The sequence below is a fragment of the Hyella patelloides LEGE 07179 genome, from assembly GCF_900659865.1.
Lineage (GTDB): Bacteria > Cyanobacteriota > Cyanobacteriia > Cyanobacteriales > Xenococcaceae > Hyella > Hyella patelloides.
The window spans coordinates 1-15,406 of sequence record NZ_LR213931.1; the positions used below are offsets into that span (position 1 = coordinate 1).

Genomic DNA, 15,406 nt, shown 5'->3' on the forward strand with positions numbered 1-15,406 from the left:
CCACAGAAATTAACTGATTGATTTCAAATGACCAAGAGTCAGTATTAAAACAGCCATCACACTCTCTTTGACATCCTTGTAACCAAACTACTGCCCGACTTCCAGGCCCATTTACTTCTGATTCATCGACATAACCCATGATGTTGAGGTATCCAGGAGGAATTTCCATTAGTTCTAGGTAGGGATTTTTCTTGATTGTCATTTCACTTCTCCTAATTACAATAAAACTGCTAACTTTGAGTAGCAACACTTTGCCATTCCAAGACCACTTCTGAGGGAATTGTTATGTTAGGCGATCTCTATTTACTTGTTTATTGGTAAGTTCCATTAGGATTAACCTGTCTGAGAATTTAAAGATATACAATTATCTATCCATCATCTTTTTTGGTAATGTGAACTGTTATGTTACTTGGTAGATGAATAGATAACCTTCATTTCCAAAATTTTTATGTGTCGCCAAATTTTTGAAAACAAAGCCAGATTTCAATGCGACATTATGAGCAGAATTATTTTGAGGATGACAATAAGCCCGCACTTCTACTTTTTGGGCAAGAGGCACAACTATCGCTTTAATGGCTTCAGTAGCCAAACCATTGCCCTCTTCACTTGAATTAATGCTGTAATATATTTCATAAATACCCTTGTCATAGGGGGCAAAACCACAAGAACCTAAATAGCGATTTGATTTCTTGTCAGCAATGGCAAAAGAGTAAATTGGATTCTCTGTATTGTAGGAATTACAGACAAAATTAAAAAGATATTGGGCTCCAGATTGTGTTTTTTGTTCAGCAGAGAACATTAAATATTTTGTTGACTCTTCATTAAGCATAAAAGATAGGAAAAACTCAAGGTCAGAATCTATAAAGTGACGGATTATTAGACGATCGGTTTCTAGAGGTAGATTAATCATTAAATTTCTTGCCACTCCAAAATTACTTGAGCAGGAAGCAGAATTTCCACAGGTTTTTCTGCTGTCAACGGTAAGACTAAGTTTACAGAGCGATTCCAAGGAAGATTTGAAATAATTTCTTGTACCTCAAATTCTCCAACATTAGGACTAGGAGATTGCTCGACAAAGCGATCGCTGGCACTAAAACTTTCTCGATCGTTAACTACTATTGTCAAATTTCCTGGATGGATAAATTCAAATTGTCCAGGAAAAGCTACTAAACGTAGATCGATGTCCTGAGTTTGATTATTTTCAACTCGTTTAAATAAGATTACTTGCCAAGTGTTTCCTTGATTATCCTGTAACTTATGGCGAGAGGAATAAAGTATTTGTCCTGGCGCTTCTGGCTGTTGTTGGATAGTTGCCCTTGCCGATTCAGGATAACTGAAGTTCAGGAAGAAAATAGCGATCGCGATTAATAGTCCAGAAACAACTCGTCTACTTGAAGATATCATTGTGTTTCTCCTGCTTGAGAATTTACTAGGGCAGCTTCAAGTTCGGGAATAAATACTGAATACATCCCCCGTAAATCTCCTACATTAAAATCAAAAGCCAGATCTTGAGGATATTTATCTTTGACAAACCGAGGGCGAGCATTTTTACCGCCATGACAAGCCAAACAGCTAGACTCGACATTGATGCGACGATAGTAACGAGTGCCTGGTTGCCCATCAATGGTTTCTGAATCCCAAAATCCCATCAATTCTGGATCGTTTTTAAACTTAGCTAGTGCCATAACAGAATGTAAATTGTCAGGTGCGTGGGCAGGATTGCGATACTTGGTAGCAATCTGTTTAACTTGCCAGCCATTTTTTTTACTCAGTTCTATGGCTCTCATACCTACTGGTTGACAAACTTCTTTAAAAGTTTCTATTGTCGGTTCGGTGGTCGAATCATTTAAGGTAGAAGCCAACCCAGAGCGCATGGCATCGAGATTTTCAATTTCCTGTACCGCTTTAGCTAACTGGGCAGGATCGGTTTGAGCATTAGCTAGGGAAGGATTCGCAATTAACAGCAGAACCATAACTACAAATCCCATTAAAACTCGGTTAAAATGCTTCATTTTCAATGTTCTAAATATGTTTTCAATAAATGACCAATGACTTTTAATAGAAATCTATCGATGCAATTCCGCTATCATGTTTGCGAGTCTGGCTTCAACCGCTTTGATTTCCGCAGCAGTTTTGTCTTCCAGTGCCATTGCCAAAAGAGATAAGCTAATTTCTACCGCATCATCTCGATTCATAATCAAACCCAATTCTTCCGCAGTAGCCAATAAACTGGGTAGTTTTTGGGGATGTTCGACATCAAAAGTTAAGTGAACAGCGGAAAGATCTTCTTTTCCTGGTTCTGGTTGGTCTTCCAAAATGGATACTTGATGCCCCGTAAGAGTAATACTGGTGACATTGCTCATCGCTGTTAGTTTTCCAGTTTTGAGGGGATGGGTTACTAATTTAGTAGTCATTTACACTATCTCCGATAAATTTAAAGAGATTTAATATTTAATAATTGATTCTCTACTTCCAACCATAGATTGATAAGTTGAGGAAGTTATGAAGGGAGATAAATTCAGGATTCTGGTTCAATCTGGCGATCGCCTCGGCTACATAAATCGAGTAAATCCAAATCGATAATGCGGTAATAACGACAGATACCAACTCGGCGACAAGCGACAACTCCTGCACTTTTAAGTAACTGTAAGTGTTTGGAAACATTGGCTTGATTCAGCTTAGTGCGATCGCATATTTCACTGACGCTACGCTCATCCTGGCAAATTGCTTGTAAAATTTGTAACCGACTCGCTTCGCTCAGAATTTTGAAGCGATCTGCCAGTTTTTCTAATTGATTCAGTTCCAGAGTCCTTTTCATCTCAAATTTGGCTATTGTAAATAATTGACAAGTCAGAAAAACCAATGATTTTTAACTCTTAATTACTTCTGGATTTTTTTCTGTTATCTGCCTATTGTCTGCTTCAAATGTTTTCAGAGATTTCAACATCGATAAACCAAATAAAAGGCGCAGTCCTAATTTCTCAAACCAAGGCATTCCCAAGCCGAAGCGCATTTTGAGCAGAAAATATTCCTCGAAGGCTGCTTTAACCCAGTTCACCCAGCGTCCTCGCACCGCATAGGAATATCGCCGTTTGCCAGTAACAGGATCGGGCAATACTGGGGCAGCAATATAGGCAATGCCAGTATTACCATATTCGGCAAAGCATAGAGCTTCTAAGGTAGGTTTGGTCAAAGGCGATCTAATTGCTCCTAATTCCACAGCAATATTGTGAGCTACTGCTACTCCCATGGCTTCGGTCATTTGTCCGCTTTTGGGTAAACCGATAGAAACGGGAGTTTTTTCTGGTTGTTCTAGATGCACCCCCACCCCCAAGGCATAAATAGCAGGAAAATCTGGATGTCTCTGGGAGGGTAGTACAGGGATAAATCCTTTTTCGTTAGTTAATTCAGGAACTTCTCGTAGAAACTCGACTCCTCTAAAAGAAGGAAGAATCATTGCATATTTAAAGGGAAACTGACGACCATCAGCTAAACTGATGTTCTGTGCATCTATATGAGTAATTCTGGTATTTGCGATCGCTTTAATTCCCCGTTGTGCCATTAATTCTTGAGTTAATTCTTGGGCATTTTTGACTCCTCCCACACCCATATGACCGATATATGGTTCTGGAGTAAGGTAAGTAATGTCTACCTTGTCTCTGATTCGGTGACGACGTAATTCCCAGTCCGCCATCAAAACAAACTCGTAAGCAGGACCAAAACATCCAGCCCCTGACATTGCTCCCACTACTAAAGAACCTGGATTTTCTAGAAACTCTAACCACGCCGATCTCGCTTGCAGAGCATGATCGGGAGTACAGACCGACTGAGTATAACCTCCATGAGGACCTAATCCTGGTATTTCTTCAAACGCCAGAGAAGCTCCTGTGGCGATCGCTAAATAATCATAATTTATTGTTTGGTTATCTTCAACAGTAATTTCCTTTGTTTGAGGATTGAGAGCAGTGACTTTTCCCGAAATCCATTCAATTCCGTGCCATTGTGCCAACTGACTCAAATCTAGTTGAATATGTTCGAGTGGGTTGAGGTTCAACGCCACTCGAATCAACCCTGGAATGAAAGTAAATTGAGGTTTATCCGAAATTAGGGTTACGGTGTGTTCTTTGGACAAATAATATCTTAATTCATAGGCTGTCGGTAATCCTCCTAGTCCTCCTCCAATTACTACAACATTAGCCATTGGTATATTCCTCTTGCTGTTATTTGTTATTGGTCATTTGTTATTCGTGCCAACGATCCTCTATTCTTGAGTAAATCTTAAACCTTATTTGATTATATAACTAATAAGTTATGTTATGATGGTAATAGAATTCTATAATTTGTCAAAGCGATCTCGAAGAGATCCGCTTCGCGGTGCGCGCAGTGCCTCAGCTTCGCTGAGATCGAGATCGAGTCACTGCTAGTACTAGACAAATATAGTTTTAATTGCCAAACATTTTACCTACACCTACTCTCTCCATTTATTTAATAGAGTGGAGCTACTTAAAAGGACAAAACAAGATGAAACAATGGTATGAAGACTTATATGAACATTACGGAATAAAGTACGATCGCGAAATTTTTACTCAAGGAACTATTGGAGAATGCGATTTTCTGGAACAAGAGATTAATTACAACAAAAACAGCAAAATATTAGATATAGGATGTGGAACAGGAAGGCATTCAATTGAATTAGCTAAAAGAGGATACACTGTTGTCGGGATTGATTTATCAGAATCACTTTTACAACGCGCCAGAGAAAAAGCCGTCGAACAAAATCTGCAAATTGATTTCCTACAATGTGATGCCAGAAATCTTACTTACTTGAACGAATTTGATTTGGTCATTATGCTCTGTGAAGGTGGATTTTCCTTGATGGAAACTGATGAGATGAATTTTCAAATTCTCCAGAATGCTGCTAATGCTTTAAAGCCAAAAGGAAAATTGATTTTTACCACTTTGAATGCTTTGTTTCCTCTGTTTCATTCTGTCAAAGATTTTCTCGATTCCCAAGCCAAAGAAGAAAATGCAACCCTTGAGAATATTTCATTCAAGCTAATGACTTTTCGGGAATTTAGCACCGTGTATTTTGAAGACGATCTGGGAAACAAAAAACAACTGCAATGTAATGTGAGATATTATGCGCCATCTGAAATAACTTGGCTATTGAAGAGGCTTGATTTTACAACCATTGATATATTGGGCGCAAAATTAGGTGCTTTTAGTCGAGATGATAAATTAACAACCGAAGATTTTGAAATGCTAGTAATAGCACAAGGCTAATTGTTACTAACGATGGCAAGCGCGATCGCGAAAATCATTGAATTCACTCACTTGATTAAATTGCTAAATAGTTATATAATTAAATAGCGAGACAAATAATTTTTTCTCATAATAACCTTAGAGCGATCGAGGCATTATATAGATGAATCACTTCAGTAAAGTTTTAGATACATCCTTTGAAGAAGCAATTAAACGAGTAACCAACGCTCTCAGAGAAGAAGGAATGGGCATTCTAACTGAAATTGATGTTCAAGCAACTCTAAAAAAGAAAATTGATGTCAATTTTCGCAAGTATAAAATTCTTGGTGCTTGTCATCCATTAATTGCCTACCATATGCTTCAAACCGATGACAAAGCAGGTGTTTTCTATCCTTGCAATGTAGTCGTCCAAGAACATGAAGATGGCAGAGTTGAAGTATCGGCAGTCGACCCTTTGATGATGTTTCTGACCATACACAGTCCCAAAGCGAAAGAAATTGCCCTCGATGCCAGCCAAAAGATGCAGGCAGTAATGGAACGCTTGGGTTCGCCTGAGTTAGTTGCTCAGAGTTAAGAGAAAAAAACAACTTTGATTGATAGTTAGTTATCCGCAAGGATAGTAATACCGTATTTCAGATGGATACTTAATTATCCTCATAACTTCCTCAAATTTTCAGCTTAATTTTAAATTAGTTGAATATTTGCCAATCAAAAAACATTTAATTTATTTAATCCAAGGATAAAATTACCATGTTTAATAATGTAGGTACAGTAGATCGCATCATTCGTCTTATTTTAGCCACTGCCTTAGCTTATTTTGGCTTATTGATTTATGGCGGTTCGGCTTTAGGTATTGGTTTGACTATTGTTGCTGCTGTATTAGCCATCAGTGCCTTAGCAGGTTCTTGTCTGCTTTATGGTTTGTTCGGCATCAATACTCGCAATCCCCAACAAAACTAAATAAGCTTTTAGCTCTTGGCTTTTCCCTCGGTTAACAATCAAACTTTAAACGAATAGCAATTGATAGAGATTCTAAATACCTATCAATTAAATCGAATAAATCTAAGGATCGATATTTTAGGAGGTACTCACAAATGGAAGAGAGTCTTCCCATAGAAAGCCCATCCATGTCGCGGAGACAGTTACTTAACTTTCTCACTGGTGCAGCCGTTGCTGCTACTGCTGGCGCAGCCCTTTATCCTGTGGGTAAATTTTTTATCCCACCGAAAGAAGTTGGCGAAGATGGCTCGATTATTGCTAAGGATATTAACGGCAATATTATTCCTGCCAGCCAAATTTTAGCAGAACCTCCAGGAACTCGCGCTTTAGTCGCGGGACTAGCGGGAGAACCAACTTATCTCACTATTAGAGAAGACGGTACGCTGCATCCCTGGGGAATTGCCGATAATTGCACTCATTTAGGTTGTACTTTTCCCTGGAATCCCAACGACGATCAATTTCAATGTCCCTGTCATGGTTCTCGTTACGATCCTGAAGGGAGAGTAGTAAGAGGTCCTGCACCTCTTCCTTTGCAGCTTGCTCATGTAAATGTTGAAGGGAACTATATTCGCATTTCTCCCTGGACAGAAACGGATCCTCGTACAGGCAAAAAACCCTGGTGGATTTAAAACTTCAGCCTTATCACTTTCAAAAGTCAAAGATCTCTTCAATCGCTCTTCTTTATGCTGATGAAGACCCCGCACAAGTTTACTACGAAGAAACTACCCTCCGTGTTTTCCAAGAGTCTGGCAACTATATTTTAGAAGTTTATCTACCCTCTATCCCCAAATCACAAATTCAACTGCACAAAACAGGAGATGAACTTAATATCCGTATTGGCAACCATCGCCGTAATTTAGTGTTGCCCCAAGCTTTAGCAGCCCTACAACCCGTGGGAGCCAAGATGGAAACAGACTACTTGAGAATTCAGTTTGCTGCGGAAGCTTCTATTCCTGAAGCAGCTTAAATATTTTAACGGTTGAATCCTGGGATTTTTCCAGCTTTTTCAACCACTATGTTGACACCAATGTTAAATAGGAGTGTCTATTATGACTACTATAATTCAACGTCGTCCCGAAATAGGTTTTCCCTCAATCTGGGAAAGGTTTTCCCGATGGATCGCCAGCACAAAAAATCGCATATATCTCGGCTGGTTTAGCGTGCTGATGATTCCCACTTTGCTAGTTGCTACCATTGTTTTTGCGATCGCCTTTGTAGCTGCTCCCCCTGTAGATCTCGATGGCATCAGAGAACCAGTCATTAGCTCGCTGTTAGGGGGCAATAATATTGCTACTGCTGCCATTGTTCCTACTTCGGCTGCTATTGGCTTACATTTTTACCCCTTGTGGTCGGCTAATTCTGTAGCAGAATGGCTCTACAATGGAGGTCCTTATCAGCTAATTATCTTGCATTTTCTAATTGGCGTTTGGGCTTATTTGGGAAGACTTTGGGAATTATCTTACCGTTTGGGAATGCGTCCTTGGATTGCGATCGCTTTTTCTGCCCCAGCAGCAGCTATAACTTCAGTCTTGCTGGTTTATCCCATCGGTCAAGGTAGCTTTTCAGCAGGTATGCCTCTAGGCATCACTGGTACTTTTAACTTTATGCTGGCACTACAAGCAGACCACAATGTTTTAATGCACCCATTCCATATGTTAGGGGTAGCTGGAGTATTGGGAGGAGCATTATTAAGTGTGATGCACGGTTCTTTGGTAACTTCCAGTTTAATTCGAGAAACCACAGAAGCGGAATCTGTTAGTAAAGGCTATAAATTCGGTCAGCAAGAAGTGACCTATAACTTATTGGCTGGTCATGTCGGCTACTTAGGTCGATTACTCATTCCCTCTTTATCTTTCCGTAACAGTCGTTCGGTACATTTCCTTTTGGCAGCTTTACCCACTATAGGAATCTGGTTTGCTGCGGTAGGAATCGGTACTATGGCTTTTAATCTCAATGGCTTTAATTTCAATCAATCCATCCTCGACAGTAGTGGTAAACCAATCCCCACCGATGCGGATTTACTCAACCGCGCTAACTTGGGAATTCAAGCGATGCACGCTCCTAATACTCATAATTTTCCTAAGTTGCTCTAGCCAAGAAGCGTTAGTGATAAGTAGAAAAATGCTTTTTATTAGCTAGAAGATTGAGATGGCAACCGCTTCAGTTCGATTGAAATCAAGCTAATAACGATAGAAGAGAGAGATTTTAATTTTTAATCTGTTCTAAATATTTCTGCTCTCTCTTCTCCTTCTCATTCATCGTTAAACAATAAATAAGGAAATAAAAACATGAAAATCGCAGTTGCCAGCCAAAATAAAAGTAAAGTAACAGAACATACAGGGAAATGCCAAAAATTCTGGATTTATGAAGTTAACTCCCAAGAAGTCCTCGGTAAAGAGCTTTTAGAACTATCCCCAGATCAATCATTCTACAATAGCTCGCCCTATGAACCCCATCCTTTAGATAATGTCCAAGTTTTAATTTCAGGAAAGATCGGACGCGGATTGATGCGTCGTCTTGAAAAACAAGGAATTGCAGGAATCGTGACTTTAGAAAGCGATCCAGATTTAGCTGTTATTTCTTACCTCGAAAATTCTCTAGCTAAAGAAATATCTAAACCTCATAACTGTAGAGTTAAACATCAGTATCGTCTCAACTATCAATATCGTCACAAACACGCCAATAACTATAATTAGACACAAGTTTTTAATTTAAAGGGAGTTTTAAATGACATCTATTGCAGATTCTAAACCACAAGTTATTAACCTATCACCAGAGGAATTTACCCAGCTATCTAACCCACCTCGGTTAATTGATGTTCGCAGTAGTTTTGAATATGCCATGTTTCATGCTCCATATCCAACCACCGTCAATCTCAGTCTTCCTCGGATTTTAATGGGGGGTAATTCTTGGCTGCGTCGTTGGGTTTTGCCTCAATGGTTTCAAGAGTTGTCTAAAGATGAACCTGTTGCCTTGATTTGTTTAACGGCTCACCGTAGCCCTATCGCTGCCAAACAACTTACTAAAGCTGGATTTACCAAAGTTTACAACGTTACGGGGGGCATGATGGAGTGGCGACGGCAGGGGTTTCCTACTTGCAAGGGGAAATAAGCTCAGTCAAAGCCAGCCATTCTCAAGCTAAAAGTGCCATTGTTCGGATAACTACTCAACTTCCTCATAACTTCCTCAAATTTTAGGTTTAATTTTGTCAGCAAGCTGCGAATTTTGAGTAATTAACTTCAAATCTAATTAACTTACGCAGTTTTTGTCAGCTAATTTCGTAGATGAGTGGCGAAAAAAAAGTAAGTATGAGCCATTAACTAAAAACGGATCGGTCTAATTACTGGAATCTGCTCGCACTTGTCCGAACAAATAATTTAGGCGTTGGTAATTTGATGTATGACGTACAAAATGTTTCTGTTCGGAGCTTCCAAGCTCTAAGCTCTAAGCGTTTTTAAGAAGAGTACAGTATGAAAATTAAAAAATCATACCTTGATTCACCAACGCCATAATTTCTACAAATCAATTAATAGAGGAAAACACAATGAACTTTGAGATTCCTGAAACAGTCAAAACTTGGTCACAATTTTTCCATCCCCTTGTGATGTGGATTCTGTTCTTCACAGCTATTTACTCACTGTATCTTGGTTGGCAGATTCGGCGTACCCGCAATGCTCCCAAAGAACTCCGCCAAGAGCTTATCAAGCAAAATTTTAGTAACAGACATCATCGAGTTGGTTCAATTTTATTGGCTTTGATGGTTCTAGGGGCTTTGGGTGGAATGGCAGTAACTTATATCAACAATGGCAAGCTAATAGTTGGACCTCACTTATTGGCAGGTTTAGGCATGGTAGGACTTATTGCTACGTCTGTTTCTCTAGTCCCATATATGCAAAAGGGAAATTCCTTAGCTCGTTATAGTCATATCTCTCTCAACGGGATACTTTTAGCACTATTTGGCTGGCAGGCGATAACAGGGGTGCAAATTGTACAAAAGATTATCAGTAATTTGTAGTTTTTTGGCACTAAGTAGACAGATATTAATAATACGAATTGAGTAAAGAAAAATAGACCTCTTGCGTGAATACGAATTTTTATGGTTTTAGCGATTACCTTGAATTCTCTAAAATTCATATTTTAAAAAGCATTTAGACGTTGACAAAAATAATTTGTGCAAGAGGTCTAATAAAGCAAGCTTAATCCCTCAACCTTTAGCTCCTTCTGCCTTCTTATCTAATGAAAAAGAAATTAAGCCCATGTGGAAAATTTTATCCGCTCTGAAAAAAAATCTAGTTTGGTCAGTTCCCGCCTTTATGGTTGCAGGGATTATCTTTGGCGCGTTGGCTAACGCGAGTTTTCTCAAAGCTGCGATTGTTCCTCTAACTTTCTTGATGGTTTATCCGATGATGATTAATCTTCAGATTGCCAAAGTCTTTTCTGGGGGAGATTTGAAACTACAAGCGATTACCCAGATACTTAACTTTGCGGTGATTCCTTTTTTCGCTTTTGGTATTGGCAAATTGTTTTTTTACGATCGCCCTTTGATATTATTAGGATTATTACTTACCTCTCTACTTCCCACCAGTGGCATGACTATTTCTTGGACTGGTTTCGCTCAGGGCAATCTCAATGCTGCGATTAAAATGACTGTGATTGGCTTAATTGCAGGTTCTTTGGCTACTCCTCTTTATGCCAAGTTGTTGATGGGGACAGTAGTAGAAATTCCTTTAATTGATGTTTTTAAACAGATCGTAATTATTGTGTTTCTGCCAATGTTGTTGGGATTTGTGACCAAAAAAGTTCTTATTGCCACTGTAGGGGAGAGTAAATATAACAAAAATCTCAAACAAAAGTTTCCTGTATTTTCTACAATTGGTGTATTAGGTATTGTGTTTGTAGCGATGGCCTTAAAAGCTAAGTCGATTGTGAGTAATCCCCTAGAGGTTTTGTCTTTCTTTGTACCTTTATTAATTATTTACAGCGTTAATTTTGTTTTAAGTACCCTAATTGGTAAAGCTTTATTCAATCGAGGGGATGCGATTGCTCTAGTTTACGGCACAGTAATGCGGAATCTTTCTATTGCTCTGGCGATCGCTATTACCGTATTTGGTTCGGAAAAAGGCTCAGAAATTGCTTTAATCATTGCCATGGGTTACATCATCCAGGTTCAATCCGCAGCCTGGTATGTCAAGTTAACTGACAAAATCTTTGGCATACCCGCAATAGAAGCACAACTGGAATAAATTGTGCAAATGTATGACAATTTCCTTTATTTTGTAGAAGAAGACGACTTGAGGGCTGCTTTTACTCAACTGCGTCAGGTTTCCGAAACCAAGCACAAAGTAGCATTTGAACGTTGCCTCAATTCAAGAACCTCGAAATGATAATTATGAATCTATCAACTATTCAAAAACGTCTGTTTGCATGGGGCATGGGAAAAGCTAATGCTGCTGATGCTAATGCAATTCAGCTAATCGATTGCCCTGAGTATCAAAGTTTAGGAAAACTCAAACAGGCATTATTGGGAAATTTACAGCATAAAGTTTTAGAAATTGGTCCTGGTGCGGGGGCAAGTCTTGCTTATTACTGCGACAATATCGATTGGATTGGTGTCGAACCTAATCCCTTTATGCATCCATACCTAGAACGAGAGGCAAAGCAACACAAACTATCTAACATCGAACTGCGTCAAGGAACGGCAGAAGATTTACCAGTGGAGGATGAAAGCGTCGATCATGTTGTCAGTACTCACGTTCTCTGTTCCGTAACGGATCTTTACCGTAGTCTCCAAGAAATTAAACGCATCCTCAAACCAGGAGGTAGCTTTGTCTTTATCGAACACGTTGCTGGGGAATGTCACACCTGGACGCGGAAGGTTCAAGATGGGGTCAATCCTGTTTGGAAAAATTTGTTTGATAACTGCCACACCAACCGCGAAACCTGGAGCATTCTGGAACAGGTAGGGCTGGAAACTGTTAATTACTATCGGTTTAAACTGCCTTTTCCCATTGTTAGTCCTCATATTGCGGGAATAGTTAGGAAGAAGCCCTTAGAAAAGGATGTTAGACCGAATTAAAGATAATTGATCTGTATCTGCATAGCAATTTTCAATAATTTTAGCGATGGTAGAATTATGGCTTTCAATAAAATTTTAGTCCCCCTCGTTCGTTCTCAATCAGCAGAAGCAATATTCAAACAAGCACTGAAACTAGCTCAAGACAATAACAGTAGCCTGATGTTATTTCACAGTGTCGATTGGGACATGGGCGAACATTTTGGCTCTTTTGCTGAGATTGAGGCAGAAGTAGACTTGTCTGGTGCTTTCACTCAGGCTCGGCAAGAGAAATTACAACAAGAACTTCAAGAGACTAAAGAATGGCTAGAAACTTACATTGAACAAGCAACTGCGATGGGCATTCCCACCGAATCAAAATGCCAAGTTGGTCATCCTGGCTCTCTGATTCGAGATTTGGCAAAAGATTGGAATGCAGATTTAATTGTTATGGGACGCAGAGGACTTAGCAGTTTTAAAGAAGTTTTTCTCGGCAGCGTTAGTAACTATATACTCCATCATGCTTCCTGTTCTATTTTAATTGTTCATAAAGAATAGTAGATGATAAAATTTGTAGCTGCTTTCTGGTTGGGAATCGGGCTGTATTTTGGGACTTTTTTAGCAGCCAGTCCTAGTTTTGCTGCTCCTGCTGCTCCTCAAACCACAAATAAAATAGAGACAGTAGATAGCCAAAACTCTGTAGAGGCATTAGCTGACCAAAATTTCTCTCTAACAGCAGTACAACAATTTCTAACTTCAATTCCCCGCGACTATTACACTGTCAAACAGATAAATAAAGTTAAAACTCTTACTAAAGGAAAGCAAGCACTATTAGTAGATGTTCGAGAGCCAAAGGAATATGCTTCTGGTCATATTAAAGGAGCAATTAATCTTCCTTTGAGAAATCTAACTGATAATCTCGACCAAATTCCTAAAAATCGCCCTGTAATACTGTATTGTTCTACAGGTTATCGCACTGCAATGGGTGTTATGGCTTTGCAAATGCTCGGATATAGTAATGTTCGAGGTTTTCCTCCTAGCATTGAGGGTTGGAAAACAGCAGGGGAACAACTAGAAAAATAAAGATTTGAACTAAAAAATTTATCTCTCTGGTTTGGTTATTTCTTTAAAAAACAAACTGATATCAGCGATCGCGCAGTGCTGCTGTCAGCAGACCGCACTTTTGACGATGGTACTTGCTAGAATATAGTTGTATAGTTGTATAATTGTATGACAAATCAAAAATATTTAAAGTAGTTGTTATGACAGAGGTTAACTGGATTGCAGCTTTAGCTGGTGGAATACTGATTGGTCTGAGTGCAACCATTTTGCTGGCTTTTGATGGTCGGATTGCTGGTATTAGTGGCATTGTCAACGGTGCAATGAAGTTTAAACCTAAAGAGAATTGGCGTTGGCTATTTATTGTAGGGATGTTAGTAGGGGGTTTTCTTTACGAATATGTACTTCCTTTTGAGCCTACACCCCTTTCTTCCCTTGCACCAGGGGCGATGATTGTTGGTGGTTTACTGGTTGGTTTTGGTACGCGGATGGGTAATGGTTGTACCAGTGGTCATGGAGTCTGTGGCTTGGGTAGATTATCCTTTCGTTCTTTGACTGCTGTGATTACGTTCATGATTACCGCCATCATTACAGTATTTATTACTCATCAGGTACTAGTTTAATTAGCCTGGTTTTTATTAACATTAAACTTTAATTTAAAAACAGAGAAAATGAAACAGAATTTGATTGCTATTTTATCTGGACTTCTATTTGGATTTGGTTTAAGTCTCTCGCAAATGATCGATCGCGATCGCGTGTTAGAATTTTTAGATGTTACAGGAAACTGGGATTCAACACTCTTATTTGTTTTAGGTGGTGCTGTGGGAGTTACAGTAATTACGTTTCGCTTTGTGTTGCGTTCGCCTCAGCCAATTTTTGGGAATAAATTTTATTTACCTACCAGAAAAGATATCGACTTACCCCTAATTCTCGGTGCTGCTATTTTTGGGATTGGCTGGGGTATTGCAGGATACTGTCCAGGTCCTGGTATTACCGCTTTGGTATTGGGAATTGGTAATCCCGTCTTGTTTATGATTGCTTTTATTGTGGGTTCGTTTGTTTATCAATCGTATGCAGGATTATCCCTCAAAAACAATTCTTGCAACAAACAAAAAGTAAAGCAGTAGCTGTATGCTATTGTCCATTGGTGACAAGTTAAGAAAAAGTGCAATCTGTCAAGTAGCTGAAAATCAGGGAATGGAGAGCATTTTAAACTAATGATGGAAACAAATTAGATAAGGCGCGATCGCTATATTTTCCATAATATTCAAATTTTCAACGTTAAATTCTTCTTCTCAATTGGTTCATCTTTATCTAATCTCTATCTAATCTCTGCTGTCGATCTTGCCGTTTCTAAGTTAGGTAGATTGGGCGATATCGATCTCAGTGACATTATTAATTTACCTCCCCTAAAAGTTAATTTTCTCGGGATTTTTGTTTCATTTTTCGCAAATAAGCCTTTCCTTCATTCGTGGTGCGCCAACATTTATGATGGTAAGGTGCTTTAGAGCTATCTGCTCTACAAGGTTTATTGCATACTGGACAAAGTAGATTTTTTTCTACTAATCCTTGGGCTACGCGATCGCGCCATTTTGCTTGTGATTTTGCTGTTGTCATAATATTATTAAAATGCCAGCACTTAGCTTTAGTAGTGTTTTGCCTAGGTGCTGGCGACCTCCTATTTATCCCTCTTCTGTCACTTTCCGAATTAAAAGATTACGAAATAAGGTGATTTATCCAGAAAGAAGCAGTGTGGGAAATTGATTAATGCTATCAATTAAGTTATGTAATCCTAGTAATAAAGAAGAATTAGGAAATATCTCTAGCCAGGGAAAAATTAACCATAAAAGAAGGCTTGGTTGAATCAGAAGACGGACATTATTTAAGACATACTTCCATCCTATTTGATGATTCCATTGTGGATGAGAAGTCCAATCAATATTGGGTTGAGGTGCTTCAGATTCGGTGAGGCTAGAAGAGTTTAAAGACAAAAAAACTTGAGTATTTAAACTAATCATTAAATAGGTACAAAAA

22 protein-coding genes and 2 pseudogenes are annotated in these 15,406 nt (G+C 39.0%); 15 read left to right on the forward strand and 9 right to left on the reverse strand.

Going from position 1 to position 15,406, the window contains the following annotated elements; translation table 11 throughout:
* From H1P_RS21670 to H1P_RS21700, 7 genes are all read right to left on the reverse strand, one after another.
* On the reverse strand, window positions 1-202 hold a 202-nt coding region (locus H1P_RS21670), incomplete at its 3' end, for a 4Fe-4S cluster-binding domain-containing protein (RefSeq protein ID WP_144871253.1).
* A 198-nt stretch (window positions 203-400) separates the two neighbouring features.
* Entirely contained in the window at window positions 401-925 is a 525-nt protein-coding gene (locus H1P_RS21675; RefSeq protein WP_222427163.1) for a GNAT family N-acetyltransferase, read from the reverse strand.
* Window positions 910-1,404, reverse strand: a complete 495-nt coding sequence (locus tag H1P_RS21680; protein WP_144871255.1) for a DUF3122 domain-containing protein — start codon at window positions 1,402-1,404, stop codon at window positions 910-912. Before H1P_RS21680 ends, H1P_RS21675 begins: the two co-directional genes overlap by 16 nt.
* Window positions 1,401-2,012, reverse strand: coding sequence for a Tll0287-like domain-containing protein (locus H1P_RS21685; protein WP_222427164.1), 612 nt, complete (start codon window positions 2,010-2,012; stop codon window positions 1,401-1,403). Before H1P_RS21685 ends, H1P_RS21680 begins: the two co-directional genes overlap by 4 nt.
* Before the next feature lie 54 nt (window positions 2,013-2,066).
* Entirely contained in the window at window positions 2,067-2,414 is a 348-nt protein-coding gene (locus tag H1P_RS21690; RefSeq protein ID WP_144871257.1) for a hypothetical protein, read from the reverse strand.
* Window positions 2,415-2,518: 104 nt separating this feature from the next.
* Window positions 2,519-2,818, reverse strand: coding sequence for an ArsR/SmtB family transcription factor (locus tag H1P_RS21695; protein WP_144871259.1), 300 nt, complete (start codon window positions 2,816-2,818; stop codon window positions 2,519-2,521).
* Between the two features lie 51 nt (window positions 2,819-2,869).
* Entirely contained in the window at window positions 2,870-4,201 is a 1,332-nt protein-coding gene (locus H1P_RS21700) for an NAD(P)/FAD-dependent oxidoreductase (protein WP_144871261.1), read from the reverse strand.
* 320 nt (window positions 4,202-4,521) lie between these two features.
* On the opposite strand from H1P_RS21700, the gene H1P_RS21705 reads away from it, so the two are divergent.
* The 15 genes and pseudogenes from H1P_RS21705 (at window position 4,522) to H1P_RS21775 (ending at window position 14,499) form a co-directional block, all read left to right on the forward strand.
* Entirely contained in the window at window positions 4,522-5,283 is a 762-nt protein-coding gene (locus tag H1P_RS21705; protein WP_144871263.1) for a class I SAM-dependent methyltransferase, read from the forward strand.
* A gap of 142 nt (window positions 5,284-5,425) precedes the next feature.
* Window positions 5,426-5,836: a DUF302 domain-containing protein gene (locus tag H1P_RS21710; protein ID WP_144871265.1), complete on the forward strand. Its 411-nt coding sequence runs from the start codon at window positions 5,426-5,428 to the stop codon at window positions 5,834-5,836.
* 176 nt (window positions 5,837-6,012) lie between these two features.
* The gene (locus H1P_RS21715) at window positions 6,013-6,222 is read left to right on the forward strand and encodes a YgaP family membrane protein (protein WP_144871267.1); all 210 of its coding nucleotides are present in this window, start codon (window positions 6,013-6,015) and stop codon (window positions 6,220-6,222) included.
* Window positions 6,223-6,356: 134 nt separating this feature from the next.
* On the forward strand, window positions 6,357-6,890 hold the full coding sequence (gene petC / locus H1P_RS21720; protein WP_144871269.1) for a cytochrome b6-f complex iron-sulfur subunit: 534 nt from the start codon (window positions 6,357-6,359) through the stop codon (window positions 6,888-6,890).
* Window positions 6,891-6,940: 50 nt separating this feature from the next.
* A pseudogene (locus H1P_RS21725) lies at window positions 6,941-7,228 on the forward strand (ArsA family ATPase); the annotation flags it as partial.
* Window positions 7,229-7,310: 82 nt separating this feature from the next.
* The gene (locus tag H1P_RS21730; RefSeq protein WP_144871271.1) at window positions 7,311-8,354 is read left to right on the forward strand and encodes a photosynthetic reaction center family protein; all 1,044 of its coding nucleotides are present in this window, start codon (window positions 7,311-7,313) and stop codon (window positions 8,352-8,354) included.
* A 195-nt stretch (window positions 8,355-8,549) separates the two neighbouring features.
* Window positions 8,550-8,957 carry a NifB/NifX family molybdenum-iron cluster-binding protein gene (locus H1P_RS21735; RefSeq protein WP_144871273.1) on the forward strand — a complete coding sequence of 136 codons (408 nt, stop codon included), beginning with the start codon at window positions 8,550-8,552 and terminating at the stop codon, window positions 8,955-8,957.
* A 31-nt stretch (window positions 8,958-8,988) separates the two neighbouring features.
* The gene (locus tag H1P_RS21740) at window positions 8,989-9,372 is read left to right on the forward strand and encodes a rhodanese-like domain-containing protein (protein ID WP_144871275.1); all 384 of its coding nucleotides are present in this window, start codon (window positions 8,989-8,991) and stop codon (window positions 9,370-9,372) included.
* Window positions 9,373-9,805: 433 nt separating this feature from the next.
* The gene (locus H1P_RS21745) at window positions 9,806-10,276 is read left to right on the forward strand and encodes a DUF4079 domain-containing protein (RefSeq protein WP_144871277.1); all 471 of its coding nucleotides are present in this window, start codon (window positions 9,806-9,808) and stop codon (window positions 10,274-10,276) included.
* 241 nt (window positions 10,277-10,517) lie between these two features.
* Window positions 10,518-11,504, forward strand: a complete 987-nt coding sequence (locus H1P_RS21750; protein ID WP_144871280.1) for an arsenic resistance protein — start codon at window positions 10,518-10,520, stop codon at window positions 11,502-11,504.
* Between the two features lie 146 nt (window positions 11,505-11,650).
* Entirely contained in the window at window positions 11,651-12,337 is a 687-nt protein-coding gene (locus H1P_RS21755) for a class I SAM-dependent methyltransferase (RefSeq protein ID WP_144871282.1), read from the forward strand.
* 57 nt (window positions 12,338-12,394) lie between these two features.
* Entirely contained in the window at window positions 12,395-12,871 is a 477-nt protein-coding gene (locus H1P_RS21760; RefSeq protein ID WP_144871284.1) for a universal stress protein, read from the forward strand.
* 3 nt (window positions 12,872-12,874) lie between these two features.
* Entirely contained in the window at window positions 12,875-13,396 is a 522-nt protein-coding gene (locus H1P_RS21765; protein ID WP_144871286.1) for a rhodanese-like domain-containing protein, read from the forward strand.
* Window positions 13,397-13,575: 179 nt separating this feature from the next.
* Window positions 13,576-13,995: a YeeE/YedE family protein gene (locus H1P_RS21770; RefSeq protein ID WP_144871288.1), complete on the forward strand. Its 420-nt coding sequence runs from the start codon at window positions 13,576-13,578 to the stop codon at window positions 13,993-13,995.
* A 48-nt stretch (window positions 13,996-14,043) separates the two neighbouring features.
* Complete coding sequence (locus H1P_RS21775; RefSeq protein ID WP_144871290.1) at window positions 14,044-14,499, forward strand: YeeE/YedE family protein; 456 nt, start codon at window positions 14,044-14,046, stop codon at window positions 14,497-14,499.
* Between the two features lie 289 nt (window positions 14,500-14,788).
* Here H1P_RS21775 and H1P_RS21780 read toward each other — a convergent pair whose 3' ends face one another.
* Window positions 14,789-14,989: a hypothetical protein gene (locus tag H1P_RS21780; protein WP_144871292.1), complete on the reverse strand. Its 201-nt coding sequence runs from the start codon at window positions 14,987-14,989 to the stop codon at window positions 14,789-14,791.
* A 116-nt stretch (window positions 14,990-15,105) separates the two neighbouring features.
* Window positions 15,106-15,406 (reverse strand): annotated as a pseudogene (locus H1P_RS21785) (IS701 family transposase); the annotation flags it as partial.